This window comes from Streptomyces sp. NPDC096079, from assembly GCF_040303145.1.
Classification (GTDB): domain Bacteria; phylum Actinomycetota; class Actinomycetes; order Streptomycetales; family Streptomycetaceae; genus Streptomyces.
In genome coordinates, this window is record NZ_JBEOST010000025.1 from 57,410 (window position 1) to 74,199 (window position 16,790).

Consider the following 16,790-nt stretch of genomic DNA (forward strand, 5'->3'; position numbering starts at 1 on the left):
ACCGCGCCGGGCCGCCCGCACCCCGCGGGCGTCACACGGCCCGGCGGGGCCCCGGCCCGGGCCCGGCCGGCCGGGCCCCGCCGCCCGGCGTGTCGTTCGGGTGCCTCCAGCGGGCGCCACGGCCGCGCGTGGGTTCGAATCGGGGCATGGCTTCCTACGACAGGCTCCGCGCCGGCGGCTCCCCGAGGCCGCCGAAGACCCGTGACACCTGGTGGTACGCCGCCGTGGCCGGCGAAGCCGCCGGCTCGTTCAGCACCCGGGTCCGCACCCGCACCCGCCGTGCCTGCCTCGGGGCCGTCCTCGTCCTCACGGTCGTCTACGCGGGACTCGTCCTCACCGCGACCGGCCGCCGCTGGGGCGACGCCGCCGTCACCGGCCGCCGCGCCGACCCCGCCGCCGTCACGGTGCTCCGGGAACACCCCTCGCTCGCCGGGCTCACCACCCTCTCCCTGGTCCTCGGCGGCGTCGCCCTCCTCGCCGTCGGCCTGATACGCAAGCGGTACGCCCTCACCGGCGCCGCCGCCGGAGGGGTCGTCACCGCCCTCGCCGTCACCGGACTCCTCCAGCGCTACGCACCCCGCCCCCGGCTCGTCGACACCGCGGGCGCCCTCGTCCCGAGCGGCTTCCCCAGCGTCCAGACCACCCTGGCCCTCGGCATCGCCCTCGGCCTGGTCCTCGTCGTCCCCTACCGGTCACGGGCCCTCGCCGTCGGCGCCGCCACCCTCTGGGCCGCCGCCGTCGGCGCGTACACCATCGCGACCGGGCAGCACCGGCCCGGCGACGTCATCGCCGCCGCCCTCGTCGCCCTCGCCGTGACCACGGGCGTCCTCGCCGTGATCGCCCGCAGGGGCAAGGTCCGCCCCGGCCCGCGCCGCGGACCCGCCCTGCCGGGCCTCCCCGCGACCGTCCCGCTCGCCGTCCTCGCCCTGGCCGGCCTCGGCGCCGGGCTCTGGCTGCTCGGCGGCACCCTCGCGCTGCCCGCGACCGCCCCGTACGACCCGGTCGAGCTCCGGCTCGCCCACCGCTGCGGCCAGGCCCTCGCCGCCGGAGTCGTCGCCGCCGCCGGACTGATCCTGCTCGCCCTGCTCCGCCGCGTCGACGTGGACGGCGGCCCCACCCCGTACCGGCTCGGCGGGCCCTTCGTCGAGGCCGCGGGAGTCCCCGGGGACGGCGAGCTCATGGGGCCCTTTACCGAGGACCGCGATCACGAGATATCTTGATGTCGAGCAATCTCGCATACGCAGACGTGGAGCGGAGCACCTGGTGACTGACTCGACCATCATCTACACCCACACTGACGAGGCGCCTGCCCTGGCGACGTACTCGTTCCTGCCCGTGATCCAGGCGTATGCCTCGCAGGCCGGCGTCACGGTCGAGACGCGTGACATCTCCCTCGCGGGCCGCATCATCGCCGTCTTCCCCGAGTTCCTGGAGGAGGGCCAGCGCATCGCCGACGCCCTCTCCGAGCTCGGTGCCCTGGCCAAGACGCCCGGCGCCAACATCATCAAGCTGCCGAACGTCTCGGCTTCGATCCCGCAGCTCAAGGCCGCGATCGCCGAGCTCCAGGCGCAGGGCTACGCCCTCCCGGACTACCCGGACGACCCGAAGACGGACCAGGACAAGGACGTCCGCGCCCGTTACGACAAGATCAAGGGCTCGGCCGTCAACCCGGTCCTGCGCGAGGGCAACTCCGACCGCCGCGCGCCGGGCTCGGTCAAGAACTACGCCAAGACCCACCCGCACCGCATGGGCGCCTGGACCCCCGAGTCCAAGACGAACGTCGCCACGATGGGCGAGAACGACTTCGCCTCCACGGAGAAGTCCGTCGTCATCGCGAAGGACGACACCCTCCGCTTCGAGTTCACCGCCGCCGACGGCACCGTCAGCGAGCTCCGTGCGCCGCTGAAGGTCATCGCCGGCGAGGTCGTCGACGCCGCCGTCATGCGCGCCGCCGCCCTGCGCACGTTCCTCGGCGAGCAGGTCACCCGCGCCAAGGCCGAGGGCGTGCTCTTCTCCGTGCACCTCAAGGCCACGATGATGAAGGTCTCCGACCCGATCGTCTTCGGTCACGTCGTGCGCGCCTTCTTCCCGAACACCTTCGCGAAGTACGGCGAGGCCCTCGCCGCCGCCGGTCTCTCCCCGAACGACGGCCTCGGCACGGTCCTCGGCGGCCTCGACGCCCTCCCGAACGGCGCCGAGATCAAGGCCTCCTTCGACGCCGAGCTCGCCGAGGGTCCCGCCCTCGCGATGGTCGACTCCGACAAGGGCATCACCAACCTGCACGTGCCGTCCGACGTCATCGTCGACGCCTCGATGCCGGCCATGATCCGCACCTCCGGCCACATGTGGGGCCCGGACGGCCAGGAGGCCGACACCCTCGCCGTCCTCCCGGACCACAGCTACTCCGGCGTGTACCAGGCGGTCATCGAGGACTGCCGCGCCCACGGCGCCTTCGACCCGTCGACCATGGGCTCCGTCCCGAACGTCGGCCTCATGGCGCAGAAGGCCGAGGAGTACGGCTCCCACGACAAGACCTTCGAGATGGCCCAGGCCGGCACCGTCCGCCTGGTCGACTCCGAGGGCGCCGTCGTCCTGGAGCAGGAGGTCGCCGAGGGCGACATCTTCCGTGCCTGCCAGACCAAGGACCTGCCCATCCAGGACTGGGTCAAGCTCGCCGTCACCCGCGCCCGCGCCACCGGCGCCCCGGCCGTCTTCTGGCTGGACGAGAACCGCGCCCACGACGCGCGGCTCATCGCCAAGGTCGAGCAGTACCTGCCGGAGCACGACACCGAGGGCCTGGACATCAAGATCCTGTCCCCGGTCGAGGCCACGAAGTTCTCCCTGGAGCGCATCCGCCGCGGCGAGGACACCATCTCGGTCACCGGCAACGTCCTCCGTGACTACCTGACCGACCTCTTCCCGATCCTGGAGCTGGGCACCAGCGCCAAGATGCTGTCGGTCGTCCCGCTGATGGCGGGCGGCGGCCTCTTCGAGACCGGCGCCGGCGGCTCCGCCCCGAAGCACGTCCAGCAGCTCGTCAAGGAGAACTACCTCCGCTGGGACAGCCTCGGCGAGTTCTTCGCCCTGGCCGCGTCCTTCGAGCACCTCGCGACCAGCACGGGCAACGCCCGCGCCCAGGTCCTCGCCGACACCCTCGACCGCGCCACCGGCACCTTCCTCAACGAGGACAAGTCGCCGACCCGTCGCCTCGGTGGCATCGACAACCGCGGCAGCCACTTCTACCTGGCCCTCTACTGGGCCCAGGAGCTGGCCGCCCAGACCGAGGACGCGGAGCTGGCCAAGGCCTTCGCTCCGTTCGCGGAGACCCTCACCGCGAACGAGCAGAAGATCGTCGACGAGCTCAACGCGGTCCAGGGCTCCCCGGCCGAGATCGGCGGCTACTACCAGCCCGACCCGGCCAAGGCCGCGGCCGTGATGCGCCCGTCCGCCACGTTCAACGAGGCCGTCGCGTCCCTCGCCTGATCCGGCGCGCGGCCGTCGTCCGCGGCGGCACGCGACCCGTACCGCCCCGGCCGGAATCCCTCCGACCGGGGCGGTCCCGTCAGTGGCGCATCTCACGTCCGGGTGTGAACCTGGATGGATGAGCTGGGCATCTTGGACGACCGCCGGTGTCTACACCGGGCGAGGTGGGGTGCTGACCGACGAGGCGGGCGTCGTCACGGGCGATCTGACCGTGCACACGACGTTCGCCGAGCGCGAGGCACGCGTGGCCGTGCAGTACAGCGGCGCATCCGACTGGTTCACCATGTCGGGCAGTCCCGTTCCGTGTGGATCGGAGGAGGAGAGCCGCGACCTGCACGACGCCGTCGTGGCCGCCGTCCGGGAGGGCAACGGGGCCACGGTCCCCACCCTGCCGACGGCGCCACCCGTCTAGGGCCTGTCCGACCGTTCGCGTCGGGTCCGGCCCGCTCGACAGAACCCGCGAGAAACTGTTATCCCTCCCGTGCCCACGGGTCTCCCGATGCGGGGGACTCGGACCAGGGATGAGGGAGCAGACCCATGCACAGCGACGAGCGACGCACCACCGCGCTTGTGGAGGCGGCCAGGGCGGGTGACGCCGACGCCAGGGAAGCGCTGGTCCGCGACCACCTCCCGCTCGTCCACAACATCGTCGGCCGGGCCCTCGACGGCCACGCCGACACGGACGACATCGTCCAGGAGACGATGGTCCGCGCCCTCGACGGCCTCACCGGCCTCCGCGACGCCTCCCGCTTCCGGTCCTGGCTCGTCGCCATCGCCATGAACGGGATACGCCGCCGCTGGCACGAACACCGCCGGGCGCCCCTGCCCGGCCTCGACCGGGCCGCGGACCTCGCCGACCCGGCCGGCGACTTCACCGAACTCACCATCCTCCGCCTCGGCCTCTCCGGGCAGCGCCGCGACGTGGCCCGCGCCACGCGCTGGCTCGACGAGGACGACGCCGAACTCCTCGCCCTGTGGTGGCTGGAAGCAGCGGGCGAACTCACCCGCGCCGAGCTCGCCGAAGGCCTCGGCGTCACCCCGCAGCACGCCGCCGTCCGCGTCCAGCGCATGAAGGAACGCCTGGACACCGGCCGCTCCGTGGTCCGTGCCCTGGACGCCCTCCCGCCGTGCCCCGCGCTGACGGAGACCGTCGCGACCTGGGACGGCCGGCCCTCCCCGCTCTGGCGCAAGCGGATCGCCCGCCATCTGCGCGCCTGCGCCGACTGCGCCTCCCGCGCGTCCGGCCGCCGCGGCCTCGCCCCCGTCGAGGGCCTCCTCGTCGGCATCGGCCTCGTCCCGCCCCTCGTGGTCGCCGCCCCGGTCACCGGGGGACCGGCCGTCGAGCCCACCGCGCACGTCTCCCCGCACCCGGCGTCCCCGCCCGGCGACGCGCCGCGCCCCGGGGCGGGCGACGGAGGGCGGTGGACCCCGCTGCGGCGCGCGTCCGTCGCCGGGGTCGCGGCCGTCGCCGTCCTGGGCGGGGCCGCCCTCCTCGTACCGTCGCACCCGGAGGCACGGGTCAGGCCCGACCGGCCCGTCGCCGCGCCCCCGGTGACGACCGCACCGGCCACCGCCTCCCCGACCCCGGCCGTCACCGTCGCCGCCACCGCGCCGACGACCGCCGCGCCGACACCCCGGCACACCCCGCGCCCGACGCCCGCCGCGGACCCGGGCGAGCGGGTCACCGCGCTCGTCAACCGGCTCCGGGAGGCGGCCGGATGCGCTCCGCTGCGCACCGATCCCCGGCTCGTCGCGGCGGCCCGCACCTACGCCCGGGACATGGCCGCGCGGGGCTACTACGGGCACAGCAGCCCCGAGGGCGACTTCGCCGACGCGCGGATCACCGCCGCCGGATACGACTGGAGCGCCTGGGCCGAGAACCTGGCACGGGGCGCGGCCGACCCGGAGACCGTCGTCGAGGACTGGCGGGACGGGGCGATGCACGAGGAGAACATGCTGGACTGCCGGTACCGGGACACCGGCGTGGCGTCGGTGCCCGGTCCCGACGGCCGGCTCTGGGTGCAGAAGCTGGCCGCCCCCGCCTCCTGACCCCCGGGGCCCTCAGCGTCGGGCGCCGAAGTCCTGCACCCACCAGGGACCGTTGGCGGCGAGCGTCACGCCCACGCCGATGTCCCTGAACGCACAGTTCAGGATGTTCGCCCGGTGGCCGGGGGAGTTCATCCAGTCCTCCATCGCCCGCTCCGGCGTCCTCGGCCCCCGGTGGATGTTCTCCCCCCAGGTCGACCACGCGTACCCGGCGCCGCTGATCCGGTCGCCCGCGTCCCGGCCGTCCGGGCTGTGGTGCTCGTAGTAGTCGCGGGCGGCCATGTCGTCGGCGTGTCCCTGGGCGGCCGCCCGCAGGTGTCCCTCGGAGCGGAGCGGGACGCAACCCGCCTTCTCCCGCTCCGCGTTGGCCAGCTCGACGACGTCCCGGACGAACCCCGCGGCCTTGCCCGCGGCGGCCCGGCCCGGTGCCGCTGCCGGCGTCGCGCCCCGCGTGGTGCCGGTGGCGGGGGTGGCCACGTACATCCCGGTGACCACCGTGAGCACCGCCGCCGCGGATCCGGCCAGCAGGACGGCGGTGCGGAACGAGGGACGGTGCGGGCCCCGCCACCCCGCCCCGCCCGCTCTGCGGTGCCGTCCGCCCGCCCCCGGTGGGGGAGGCGCGAGCGGGTCGGGGTGTGCCGGGCCCTGGGGCGCCGGGGAGTGGCCGGGACGGTCGTGGTGCCGCATGGAGCTCCGCTCTCTCGCCGAGGTCGCCGGACGGTCCGGCGCTGGGAGAGCCACCGGGGCGACGGCGGTAAGACTGTCCGGGCTCCGCCGTCCCGACACTCCTCGTCAACACGGCGCGTCAACCCGTGTCCGAGCCTTTCAGTCCTGGGGGATCACCGCCACCGGGCAGGGCGCGAGGTGCAGCGCCGCGTGCGCGACGGAACCGATCCGCGGTCCGACGGCCCCGCGCCGGGCCCTGCGGCCGACCACCAGGAGCTGGGCCCCGCCCGAGACCGAGAGCAGCACCTGACCCGCGCTGCCCAGCTCGACGTGCTCGCCGACCGGCACGTCGGGGTAGCGCTCGCGCCACGGCGCGAGCGCCTCGCGCAGCGCCTTCTCCTCGTACGGGACGAGCCCGCCGGCCTCGTCCGCGAGCCGCATCGAGGCCGGGCTGTAGGCGTAGAGCGGCGGCAGGCTCCACGCGCGCACGGCCCGCACCGAGGCCCCGCGCGCGGCGGCGGTCCCGAAGGCGAAGCCGAGCGCGGCGGCGCTGTCCTCCGGGCTGCCGTGCTGACCCACGAGCACGTACCCGGCGGGCGGTTCGGCCCCCTCGCCGTCGCGGGAGCGCACGGCGACGACGGGGCGGGTGGCTCCGGCGATGATCTGCTGGCCGTACGAGCCGAGCAGGAAGCCGGCGACGGCGCCGTGGCCGCGCGACCCGATGACGAGCATCTCGGCCCGCTCCTCGGTGCCGAGCAGCGCGGCGACCGGGGTGTCGGGGAGCACCTCGGCCGTGAGCGCGAGACCGGGATGGCGCTCGGCGATGGTGGCCTCGGCCTCGCGCACCACGGCGTACGCCGTGCGCTGCTGCTCCTCGGGGTCCTGGACGAGGGGGAGGTCGAGCGGTTCCCAGCGCCACGCGTGCGCGAGCCGTAGCGGGAGGCCTCGGTTCAGGGCCTCGCGCGCGGCCCAGTCGGCCGCGGCGAGGCTCTCCGGGGAACCGTCCACTCCTGCGACGATCTCACGACTCATCAGGCTGCCTCCGTCGGTGCGGTGACGGGCCCGCCGGACGGCCGGCCCTCCTCCCTCCAGCTTGGGCCCAACGGCCGCTCGACGAGAGGGCCGGACGTCCCGACATGCCGGTTCTTCCGGCCCGTTCCCCGGGCGGGGCCTCAGGCCTGCAGCGTGAGCCGGGCGTGGGTGCCGTTGAGGTAGTGGTCCCCGATGTCCCGGAGCCGGTGGGCCGCCTGCGTGGGCGCGGTCAGCGCGCGGGCGTTGCGCCAGAAGCGGTCGAAGCCCGGCCCGCCGCCCCGGGCGTCGTCGCCCGCCGTGCCGTCGACGAGTTCGAGGACGCGGGTGGTGATGTGGACGGCCGCCCGGCCGGTGACGGTCTCGGCCGCCGCCACGAGGACGGCGATGTCGGCGCGCTCCTCCAGACCGAGCGACCACTCGGCCCGCAGCCCCCGGACGAGCGCGTCCGTGGCCCGCTCCACCACGGCGGCGGCGGCGTGCGCGGCGGTCGCCAGTTCCCCGTAGGCGAGGAGGAGGTACGGGTCGTCGCCCGTGACCGCCGGCGCGGCGCCGTCCGTGACCGACGGCCCTCCCGCGTGGTCGCCGCGGACGGGGCCCGCCTGACCGGCGCGGCTGATGTCCCGGGCCTCGGCGAGGGCGCCCTCGGCGATGCCGAGCCCCACCTGGACGAGGAGCAGGCGCAGGGCGAGTGGGGCGAGCGTGCTGAACGGCGCGACGGTGTGCTCGTCGTGCGGGAGGACTCCCAGGACCTGCCCGGGCTCCACCGGGACGCGCTCGAAGGCGACGGTGCCGGCTCCGGCCAGACGCTGACCGACCCGCTCGGGGCCGGCGTCCGTGAAGACCCCCGGGTGGGCCGGGTCCACGAGGACGACGAGCAGGTCGCCGGTGCCGCCGGGGCGGGCGCCGACGACGAGCCGGTCGGCGACCGTGACCCCGGAGGCGAAGGCGCGGCGTCCGTCGAGGATCCAGCCGCCGCCGGGGCCGTCGGCGGGCGTGAGCACCAGGCCGGGCCCGGAGCCGGCGCGGGGCGGTTCGACGCCGCCGGCGAGCAGCCAGCGCTCCTCCGCCGCACGGACGCCGAGGGAGGGAGCGGGGACGGAGTCGTCGTCGGCGCCCTGGCCGGCGAGGCCGAAGAAGCTGCTGCTCCAGGACAGCGCGTAGTGATGGGCGAGGAGTTCGCCCACCGAGCTGTCGGCGGCGGAGATCTCCCGCACCACCGCGCAGGCGGCCCGCCAGTCCGCGCCCCGGCGGGTCGGTCCCGGTGCCGTGAGGAGGGCGGGCAGCCCGGCCTCCTGGAGCCGCGCGACCTCGTCGAAGGGGGCCTTTCCGGCCCGGTCCCGGGCGAGGGCGTCGACGGCGAGGTCATCGGCCAGCTCGCGGGTGACGCGGGGCCAGATCTCGTCGTCCGCGGGCCGGTCGACGGGTCGGCCGGCCCGCGCGGAGGCGGTGCGTATCGCGGTTCTCTTCGTCGATCTCCTCGGCGTACTCACGTCACCTCACCCGATCCCTAGTATCCCCACTGGAATAGTAGGGATACTGGCAGAGGCGACCCGGCGGCCCCAAGGGGCGTCCACGGGCTGGACAAGGTCGTACCGACCGGCGAGATGGCGTCAGGTTCGCGCAGGCGGCGGGGTGTTGCCCCTCCGGTCAGGGGTTGGTCCACGCCTCCGGGTCGTCCGCGAGCGCGACGATCTCCGCCGGGAGCTGCGCCGCGGCGAGCTCCGCGAGGGACACGCCCAGGACACCCCGGACGCTCGCCCGCAGCGCGATCCAGAGCGTGAGCAGCGACTCGGCGGGCCCCGTGTACGACAGATCCGGCGGGCGCTCCCCGCGCACCGAGACCAGGGGGCCTTCCACGCAGCGGATGACGTCCGCGACCGAGATCGTCCCGGCCGGACGCGCCAGCCAGTACCCGCCGTTGCCGCCGCGCTGGCTCTGCACCAGGCCGCCCCTGCGCATGTCGCCGAGGATGCCCTCCAGGAACTTGTGCGAGATGTCCTGGTCCGCCGCGATGGCCTCGGCCTTCAGCGGCCCCGCGTCCTCGGCCGCCGCGAGCTGGAGGGCGGCCCGCACCGCGTAGTCGGCCCTGGCTGAAATGCGCATGCGCGCATTATTCCGCACGGGCCCGACCGGATCCGCGCGACCGGACCGCGCGACCGGGAGCGAGCCGCACGGCGCCCCGAGGGACGAGCCGTACGACGTCCTCGGGACGAGCCGTACCGCACCCTTGACGGCGCCCGTGACCCGCCGGACACTCAGGGACGGGAAACCGAGCGAACAGGTAGGGAACCATGGGACGCACCGGCCGGAGGGACACCTCACCCGCCGCGCCCCTCCCGCGCTCGCTGCCCCTCACGTCCCGCCGGCACATCGACCTGCTGCGGGTCTGCAGCGCCGCGAGTCGCCGTTCCCGCCCGGACGCGCCCCCGTCCGCTCGGGCCTGACCCCCAGGCCCGGCCCCGGGCGCCCGCCGTGGTCCGCCCGTCTTCTCTTCCCGTACCCCTGCCGCCTCAGGGCCCCGCGTGCCCGGGTCACACCGTCGTGACCCGGACCACCGCACGCCCGCCCGACCCGGCACCGAGCACCCCCGAGGGAGAAGCATGTCCGTCGTCGTCCCGTCCTCGCTCCTGCCCGCCTCCGCCGCGCCCGTCTTCCGCGGCCGGATCGGCCGCGACGCGAGCAGCGGCCACTACGCCGTCCCGCACCGCTACCGCCTCCACGTCGATCCGTCCGACCCCCGGTGTCTGAGCATCGCCCTCACCCACAGCCTGCTCGGACTCGACGACACCCTCCCGCTCACCGTGCTCCCCGGCACCCCCGACACCCCCGACGGCGGGTACGCCGTGCTCCGTCCGCTGTACGAGGCGAGCGCCCACCTCTACACCGGGCCGGCCGCCGCACCCGTGCTCAGCGACGGATGGACCGGACGGATCGTCAGCACCCACGTCCCCGACATCCTGCGGGACCTCGCCCTGCGCTTCCGCGGCGACGGCCCCGACCTGCTCCCCGAGGAGCACCGCGACGCCGTGGACGCCGTCGCCGACCTCTGCGAGCGGAGCGTCAACCGGGCCGCCCAGCACGCCGGCGAGCTCGGACTCGACGGCGAGGCCGCGCACCACGACCCCCTCACCGTGCTGCTCGCCGCCCTCGGCTCCCTGGAACGCCGGCTCGCCGACCGGCCCTACGTCCTCGGCGACGCCCCGACCGCCGCCGACGTGCACGTCTTCGTCACCCTCGTCCAGCTCGACACCGTCCACCGCTGGCACCTCGACGCCGCCGCCCTGGACCGGGTCGCCGGACACCCCGCGCTCTGGGCCTACGCCCGGCGCCTCGCCGCCCGCCCCGCCTTCGCCCGCCACCTCGACATCGACGCCGTCCTGCGCCGCCACCGCGCCCACTGCCGGGGCCGCGAGGCCGCGGGCGCCGGGATACGCCTCGTCGACTGGACCGCCGCGCGAAGCTGACGCACGGGCCCGGCGCCGCACCCCCGGCGTCGTCCGCGCGGTCGCCGCTCAGCCGATGCGGTGCCCCGCGAGAGGGCCCGTGTCGTCGCCCGTGCCCGCGCGGACCCCGCGCAGGAAGGCCTCCAGGGCCTCCAGCGAACTCGACGCCGGCTCCCACCCCAGCTCCCGCCGGGCCCGCTCGGTGGCGAGCAGGGGCAGGTGCCGCATCGCCTCGAACAGCCCCGGGGAGGCCGGGACGAGCCGCAGCCGCCAGGCCGCCGACAGGGCACCCCGTACCGCCCCGGCGGGCACCTTCACCGGCCGGGCCTTCAGCAGCCCGCCCAGCACCCCGGCGTCGATCACCGGCTCGGCGGCGAGGTTGAACGCACCCCGGACGTCCCGCAGGAGCGCCCGCCGGTAGGCGTCCGCGGCGTCCTCGGTGTGCAGGACCTGGAAACGCAGCCCGTCGAACTCCGGCAGCAGCGGCAGCAGATCGGGCCGCACCAGCTGCCCGGGGAAGAACCGTCCCGCGAAGATCCGCCGCTGCCCGCTGGCCGACTCCTCCTTGAACAGGAACGCCGGACGCATCCGGACCACCCGGGTCAGTGGATGGTCCCGCTCGAAGGTGTCCAGGACCCGCTCCAGATAGGCCTTCTCCCGGGTGTACGCGGCGCCCGGCCAGCCGTGCGTCGGCCACGCCTCGGACACCGGCGCACCGCCCTCGGGACCGGGGGAGTACGCACCCACCGAGGAGGCGTGCACCAGCACCGGCACCCGCGCCGCCGCCACCGCGTCGAAGACCCGGACCGCGCCCAGGACGTTGGTCTCCCAGGTCGCCACCGGGTCGTGCGTCGGCCCGAACCGCCACGCCAGGTGCACCACCGCGTCCGCGTCCGCCACGTACTGCGCGAGCCGCGGCGCGTCCCCCTCCCGGGAGAGGTCCAGCTCGGCCCACTCCACCCCGGGAAGCTCCAGGCCGGGCCGGCGGCGCGCGAGACCCAGGACCGAGCCGACGTCCGGATCGCGGGACAGCGCCCGCACCAGGCTCGTGCCCACGTTGCCGGTGGCGCCCGTGACGACGACGCGCGAAAGCGTGCTCGGGTTCATGTCTCCGACCCTCCGCCATGGGCGGCGGAACCGCACTCCGGCGGCCGTCCCGAACCGGTGCGGTCACCCACCGTGTCCGTACGGTTCGCGGGGGTGGCCCGCGGCCGGGAGTATGGAGCGACTCAGGAGACAGGAGGACGGCCATGCTGCTGCCCGACAGGAACACCGTCGACCGGCTGCTCCGGCACTTCCGCGCGCAGGAGCGGACCGTGCTGGACAGGCCGTGCGACCTGTCGGCCCGCCGGCGCTTCGAGGACACGGCGTACACCCTGTGCGTCCTGATGGGAGAGCGCACCGCCCGCGAGGCCGTCCTCGCCGCCGAGCGGTACGTGGGCGCCGGAGGAGATCAGGAATCGAGAAGCGTCGCCATCGTGCCGCCGCTAGCGTGACGGTCATGACCTTCGCGCACGTGCCCGGCGGGCTCGGCCACGGGCGCGGAGGACCACCGACACGTACCGCGCGAGCGCTGGAGACACGATGAGCAAGGCCCTGAGGGCGGACAAGCGGGCGCCGGCACCTCATGCCGCCGACCGGCACGACCTGATCCGTGTGCACGGCGCGCGCGAGAACAACCTCAAGGACGTGAGCATCGAGATCCCGAAGCGCCGGCTCACGGTCTTCACCGGGGTCTCCGGCTCGGGCAAGAGCTCCCTCGTGTTCGACACGATCGCCGCCGAGTCGCAGCGGCTGATCAACGAGACGTACAGCGCCTTCGTCCAGGGCTTCATGCCCACCCTCTCCCGGCCCGAGGTCGACGTCCTCGACGGCCTGACCACCGCCATCATCGTCGACCAGCAGCGCCTCGGCGCCGACCCCCGCTCCACCGTCGGCACCGCCACCGACGCCAACGCGATGCTGCGGATCCTCTTCAGCAGGCTCGGCAAGCCGCACATCGGCCCGCCCAGCGCCTACGCCTTCAACGTCCCCTCGGTCCGCGCCAGCGGCGCGATCACCGTCGAGCGCGGGAGCAAGAAGACCGAGCGGGCGACCTTCGAGCGCACCGGCGGCATGTGTCCGCGCTGCGAGGGCCGGGGCACGGTCTCCGACATCGACCTCACCCAGCTCTACGACGACTCCAAGTCGCTCGCCGAGGGCGCGCTCACCATCCCCGGCTACACCCCCGGCGGCTGGAACTACCGGCTGTACACCGAGTCCGGCCTCGTCGACCCGGACAAGCCGATCCGCAGGTACACCAAGAAGGAACTGCAGAACTTCCTCCACCACGAGCCGGAACGGATGAAGATCGCCGGCATCAACATGACCTACGAGGGCCTGATCCCGCGCATCCAGAAGTCCTTCCTGGCCAAGGACAAGGAGGGCATGCAGCCCCACATCCGCGCGTTCGTCGAGCGGGCCGTCACGTTCACCACCTGCCCCGACTGCGACGGCACCCGGCTCAGCGAGGGCGCCAGGGCCTCGAAGATCAAGCGGGTCGGCATCGCCGACGCCTGCGCGATGCAGATCAGCGATCTCGCCGACTGGGTCCGCGGCCTCGACGAGCCGTCGGTGGCGCCGCTGCTCACCGCGCTCCAGCTGACCCTCGACTCGTTCGTGGAGATCGGCCTCGGCTACCTCTCCCTGGACCGGCCGTCGGGCACGCTCTCCGGCGGCGAGGCCCAGCGCGTCAAGATGATCCGCCACCTCGGCTCCTCGCTCACCGACGTCACGTACGTCTTCGACGAGCCCACCATCGGCCTGCACCCGCACGACATCCAGCGGATGAACGAGCTGCTCCTCCAGCTGCGCGACAAGGGCAACACGGTGCTCGTCGTGGAGCACAAGCCGGAGGCCATCGCGATCGCCGACCACGTCGTCGACCTCGGCCCCGGCGCCGGAACGGCGGGCGGCACGGTCTGCTTCGAGGGCACCGTGGACGGGCTCCGGGCCGCCGGCACCGTCACCGGCCGCCACCTCGACGACCGGGCCGCCGTCAAGGATTCGGTGCGCACGCCCACCGGCGCCCTGGAGATCCGCGGCGCGTCCACCCACAACCTCAGGAACGTCGACGTCGACATCCCGCTCGGGGTGCTGACCGTCGTCACCGGCGTCGCCGGCTCCGGCAAGAGCTCGCTCGTGCACGGATCGATCCCCGCCGGCGAGGAGGTGATCTCCGTCGACCAGGGCGCGATCCGCGGTTCACGGCGCAGCAACCCCGCCACCTACACCGGGCTGCTCGACCCGATCCGCAAGGCCTTCGCCAAGGCCAACGGCGTCAAGCCGGCGCTGTTCAGCGCCAACTCCGAAGGGGCCTGCCCCACCTGCAACGGCGCGGGCGTCATCTACACCGACCTCGGGATGATGGCCGGAGTCTCCTCCACCTGCGAGGACTGCGAGGGGAAGCGGTTCCAGCCCTCGGTCCTCGAATACCTCCTCGGGGGCCGGGACATCAGCGAGGTCCTCGCCATGTCCGTGACCGAGGCGGAGGAGTTCTTCGGCTCCGGCGACGCCCACACCCCGGCCGCGCAGCGCGTCCTCGCCCGGCTCGCCGACGTCGGGCTCGGCTATCTGAGCCTCGGACAGCCGCTCACCACCCTCTCCGGCGGCGAGCGCCAGCGGCTCAAGCTGGCCACGCACATGGCCGACAAGGGCGGCGTCTACGTCCTCGACGAGCCGACCACCGGGCTGCACCTCGCCGACGTCGAGCAGCTCCTCGGCCTCCTCGACCGGCTCGTGGACTCGGGCAAGTCGGTCATCGTCGTCGAACACCACCAGGCGGTCATGGCCCACGCCGACTGGATCATCGACCTCGGTCCCGGGGCGGGCCACGACGGCGGCGCGATCGTCTTCGAGGGCACGCCCGCCGACCTCGTCGCGGCCCGCTCCACCCTCACCGGCGAGCACCTCGCGGCGTACGTCGGCGCCTGACCCGTTCACGCCGGCGACCGCCACCACCCCGGGCCGCAGCTCGGTCCCGCGCCCGGGGAGTGGCCGCCGCTCAGTCCCGCGCTGGGGGAAAGAGCGCCCGGGGTCCACGCAGGTGTCCCGTGAGGTGGGACCGCCGAAACGGAGCCGGTCGTACGCCGTGAACGCCGGCTCCAGGGCGTCGAGCGCGTCCACGCGCGCGTGGAGGGCGGCGCGCCACTCCGGCGAGGGATCGGCCCCGGCCGCGGCGAGCAGCGCGCCGATCTCCGCCGTCAGCTCGTCCTTCCTGCGGATGTTCGCCGGGGTCACCTCCCGCAGACAGACGTACTGGCCGCTCAGGTACGCCGCCCACTCCGCCTCGCCCCGGGCGGCGTCCTCCCAGTGCCCGGTGAACCACGCGCGCAGGCCCTCGACACCCCCCGCCGCGTCGGCGAGCGCGAACAGGTCCCGCGGCACCATCTCGGCACCGTCCGACCGCAGATAGCCGGGCAGCGGCAGCAGCCCCGCGAGCATCAGCAGCCGGACCGCGTCCTCGTCCCGGCCGAGCGCCGCGCAGAGCGTGTCCAGCGGGACGAACACCTCGGTCACGTACGCGTCGTCGTCGGCGGTCATCGGATGCTCGCCGTTCACCTCGCGGAACCGCTCGGCGATCCGTGCGGCGGGTGTCGTGTCCGTCATCGCACCACTCCTCGGGGACGGCCGTCCGGGCCGGTCCCGGACGGTGTTCCCGCAGGCTAGGGGCCGGACCGTGCGGCGTCCGCCGAACCGTCATCGGCACGGCCCGGGGTCCGCGACCGCGCCGCACGGCCGGCGTCCGCGACCGCGCCGCACGGTCGGTGGCCCCGGCGGGGACGTCAGGTCCGGTGAGCCGTCTTGCGCCGCCACCCCCACAGGGCGAGCGCGGCGGCGCAGGCCGAGCCCACCAGGGCCAGCGGCAGACCGGCCGAAGGACCCGTGGCCTCCGCCTCCGCCACGACGGACTTCTTCGCGGGCGGGGCCACCGCCTCCGCGCCCGCGCGAGCCGCCGCCTCGGCCGGCTTCTCCCGGGCCACCGACACGGTCCGCGTTCCCGGATCGGCCGCGGCCTTCGCCCGCACCGGCGCGAGGGAGCCCACCGGCCGCACCCGCCCCGCCGCCTCGAAGCCCCAGTCGAGCAGCTCCCGTGCCTCCTCGTACACGGCGAACCCGCCGCCCTCCTGGGGGTTCATCACCGACACCACGAGCGTCCGGTCCCCGCGCCGGGCCGCCGAGATCAGGGTGTTGCCCGCGTTGCTCGTGTAGCCGTTCTTGATCCCGAGGAGCCCCGGGTAGCGCTCCACTCCGTCCGCACCCGTCAGGAGCCGGTTGGTGTTGGCGATGCCGTACGACCAGGAACCCGCGGGGAACTCCGCGTACGCCGTCGAGCAGTACCGGGCGAACGCGGGGTCCTGGAGCCCGGTCCGCCCGAACACCGCCAGGTCGTACGCCGAGGTCACCTGCCCGGGGGCGTCGTAGCCGTCGGGGGAGACCACATGGGTGTCCTCGGCACCCAGCGAGCGGGCCTTGTCCTGCATCTGCCGGACCATCGACTCCCAGCCGCCGTTCATCTCCGCCAGGACGTGCACGGCGTCGTTGCCCGAGCTGAGGAAGACGCCGTTCCACAGGTCGGACACCCGGTACGTGTACCCCTCCTTGACCCCGACCAGGCTGCTGCCGGCCCCGATCCCGGTCAGCTCCTCGTCGGCCACGGTGTGCCGCTCGGACGGCGCGTGGTGGGGCAGCGCGGTCAGCGCGAACAGCGCCTTGAGGGTGCTGGCCGGAGGCAGCTTCCGGTGCGCGTTCCGCGCGGCGAGCACCTCGCCCGAGGACGCGTCGGCCACCACCCACGAGAGCGCGGACACCGAGGGCACCTCGGGCGCTCCCGCCAGCGGCTGCACCTGGGTGCCCTTCCGGTCGAGCCGCGCCCGGTCGACGTACTGGCGGGCGGGCGGAGTGGGCTCCCCGACCGAGGACGCGACGCGCGGCACGGGGGCGGCGGGAGGGGCGGCGGCCGCCGGAACGGGCAGCACGAACAGCAGCGCCGCGGAACCGGCGGCGGCATGACGGACAGCTGACGTGACGATCATTCAGTCACCGTAGGAAGGACCCGCGGAGCCCGCAGATCGAAGTGCG

General features: G+C 74.7%; 13 protein-coding genes and 1 pseudogene. 7 read left to right on the plus strand and 7 right to left on the minus strand.

What is annotated here, in order from left to right:
• Nucleotides 1-146: 146 nt before the first annotated feature.
• The 4 genes from ABTY59_RS32950 (at nt 147) to ABTY59_RS32965 (ending at nt 5,532) form a co-directional block, all read left to right on the plus strand.
• Nucleotides 147-1,220 carry a phosphatase PAP2 family protein gene (locus ABTY59_RS32950; RefSeq protein ID WP_352022774.1) on the plus strand — a complete coding sequence of 358 codons (1,074 nt, stop codon included), beginning with the start codon at nt 147-149 and terminating at the stop codon, nt 1,218-1,220.
• A 43-nt stretch (nt 1,221-1,263) separates the two neighbouring features.
• A complete protein-coding gene (locus ABTY59_RS32955; protein WP_352022775.1) occupies nt 1,264-3,483 on the plus strand; it encodes an NADP-dependent isocitrate dehydrogenase in 2,220 nt (739 codons plus the stop codon).
• A gap of 118 nt (nt 3,484-3,601) precedes the next feature.
• On the plus strand, nt 3,602-3,895 hold the full coding sequence (locus ABTY59_RS32960) for a hypothetical protein (protein ID WP_352022776.1): 294 nt from the start codon (nt 3,602-3,604) through the stop codon (nt 3,893-3,895).
• Between the two features lie 125 nt (nt 3,896-4,020).
• Entirely contained in the window at nt 4,021-5,532 is a 1,512-nt protein-coding gene (locus ABTY59_RS32965) for a sigma-70 family RNA polymerase sigma factor (RefSeq protein WP_352022777.1), read from the plus strand.
• Nucleotides 5,533-5,544: 12 nt separating this feature from the next.
• Here ABTY59_RS32965 and ABTY59_RS32970 read toward each other — a convergent pair whose 3' ends face one another.
• The 4 genes from ABTY59_RS32970 to ABTY59_RS32985 all read right to left on the minus strand — a co-directional run bounded on the left by ABTY59_RS32970 (nt 5,545) and on the right by ABTY59_RS32985 (nt 9,330).
• A complete protein-coding gene (locus ABTY59_RS32970) occupies nt 5,545-6,216 on the minus strand; it encodes a CAP domain-containing protein (RefSeq protein WP_352022778.1) in 672 nt (223 codons plus the stop codon).
• Between the two features lie 138 nt (nt 6,217-6,354).
• A complete protein-coding gene (locus ABTY59_RS32975) occupies nt 6,355-7,227 on the minus strand; it encodes a universal stress protein (protein WP_352022779.1) in 873 nt (290 codons plus the stop codon).
• A 140-nt stretch (nt 7,228-7,367) separates the two neighbouring features.
• Nucleotides 7,368-8,717 carry an acyl-CoA dehydrogenase family protein gene (locus tag ABTY59_RS32980; RefSeq protein WP_352022780.1) on the minus strand — a complete coding sequence of 450 codons (1,350 nt, stop codon included), beginning with the start codon at nt 8,715-8,717 and terminating at the stop codon, nt 7,368-7,370.
• A gap of 157 nt (nt 8,718-8,874) precedes the next feature.
• Nucleotides 8,875-9,330 (minus strand): RrF2 family transcriptional regulator, encoded by a 456-nt coding sequence (locus ABTY59_RS32985; protein WP_352022781.1) that lies wholly within the window; start codon nt 9,328-9,330, stop codon nt 8,875-8,877.
• Between the two features lie 497 nt (nt 9,331-9,827).
• On the opposite strand from ABTY59_RS32985, the gene ABTY59_RS32990 reads away from it, so the two are divergent.
• Nucleotides 9,828-10,691: a glutathione S-transferase C-terminal domain-containing protein gene (locus ABTY59_RS32990; protein WP_352022782.1), complete on the plus strand. Its 864-nt coding sequence runs from the start codon at nt 9,828-9,830 to the stop codon at nt 10,689-10,691.
• Between the two features lie 48 nt (nt 10,692-10,739).
• Here ABTY59_RS32990 and ABTY59_RS32995 read toward each other — a convergent pair whose 3' ends face one another.
• On the minus strand, nt 10,740-11,777 hold the full coding sequence (locus ABTY59_RS32995) for an NAD-dependent epimerase/dehydratase family protein (RefSeq protein WP_352022783.1): 1,038 nt from the start codon (nt 11,775-11,777) through the stop codon (nt 10,740-10,742).
• A gap of 143 nt (nt 11,778-11,920) precedes the next feature.
• Here ABTY59_RS32995 and ABTY59_RS33000 point away from each other — a divergent pair, with 143 nt between their 5' ends.
• A complete protein-coding gene (locus ABTY59_RS33000; protein WP_352022784.1) occupies nt 11,921-12,166 on the plus strand; it encodes a DUF5133 domain-containing protein in 246 nt (81 codons plus the stop codon).
• A gap of 88 nt (nt 12,167-12,254) precedes the next feature.
• On the plus strand, nt 12,255-14,642 hold the full coding sequence (locus ABTY59_RS33005; RefSeq protein ID WP_352022785.1) for an ATP-binding cassette domain-containing protein: 2,388 nt from the start codon (nt 12,255-12,257) through the stop codon (nt 14,640-14,642).
• A 75-nt stretch (nt 14,643-14,717) separates the two neighbouring features.
• Here ABTY59_RS33005 and ABTY59_RS33010 read toward each other — a convergent pair.
• A pseudogene (locus ABTY59_RS33010) lies at nt 14,718-15,317 on the minus strand (DUF6058 family natural product biosynthesis protein); the annotation flags it as partial.
• Nucleotides 15,318-15,493: 176 nt separating this feature from the next.
• Nucleotides 15,494-16,744 carry a D-alanyl-D-alanine carboxypeptidase family protein gene (locus ABTY59_RS33015; RefSeq protein ID WP_352022786.1) on the minus strand — a complete coding sequence of 417 codons (1,251 nt, stop codon included), beginning with the start codon at nt 16,742-16,744 and terminating at the stop codon, nt 15,494-15,496.
• Nucleotides 16,745-16,790 lie beyond the last annotated feature (46 nt).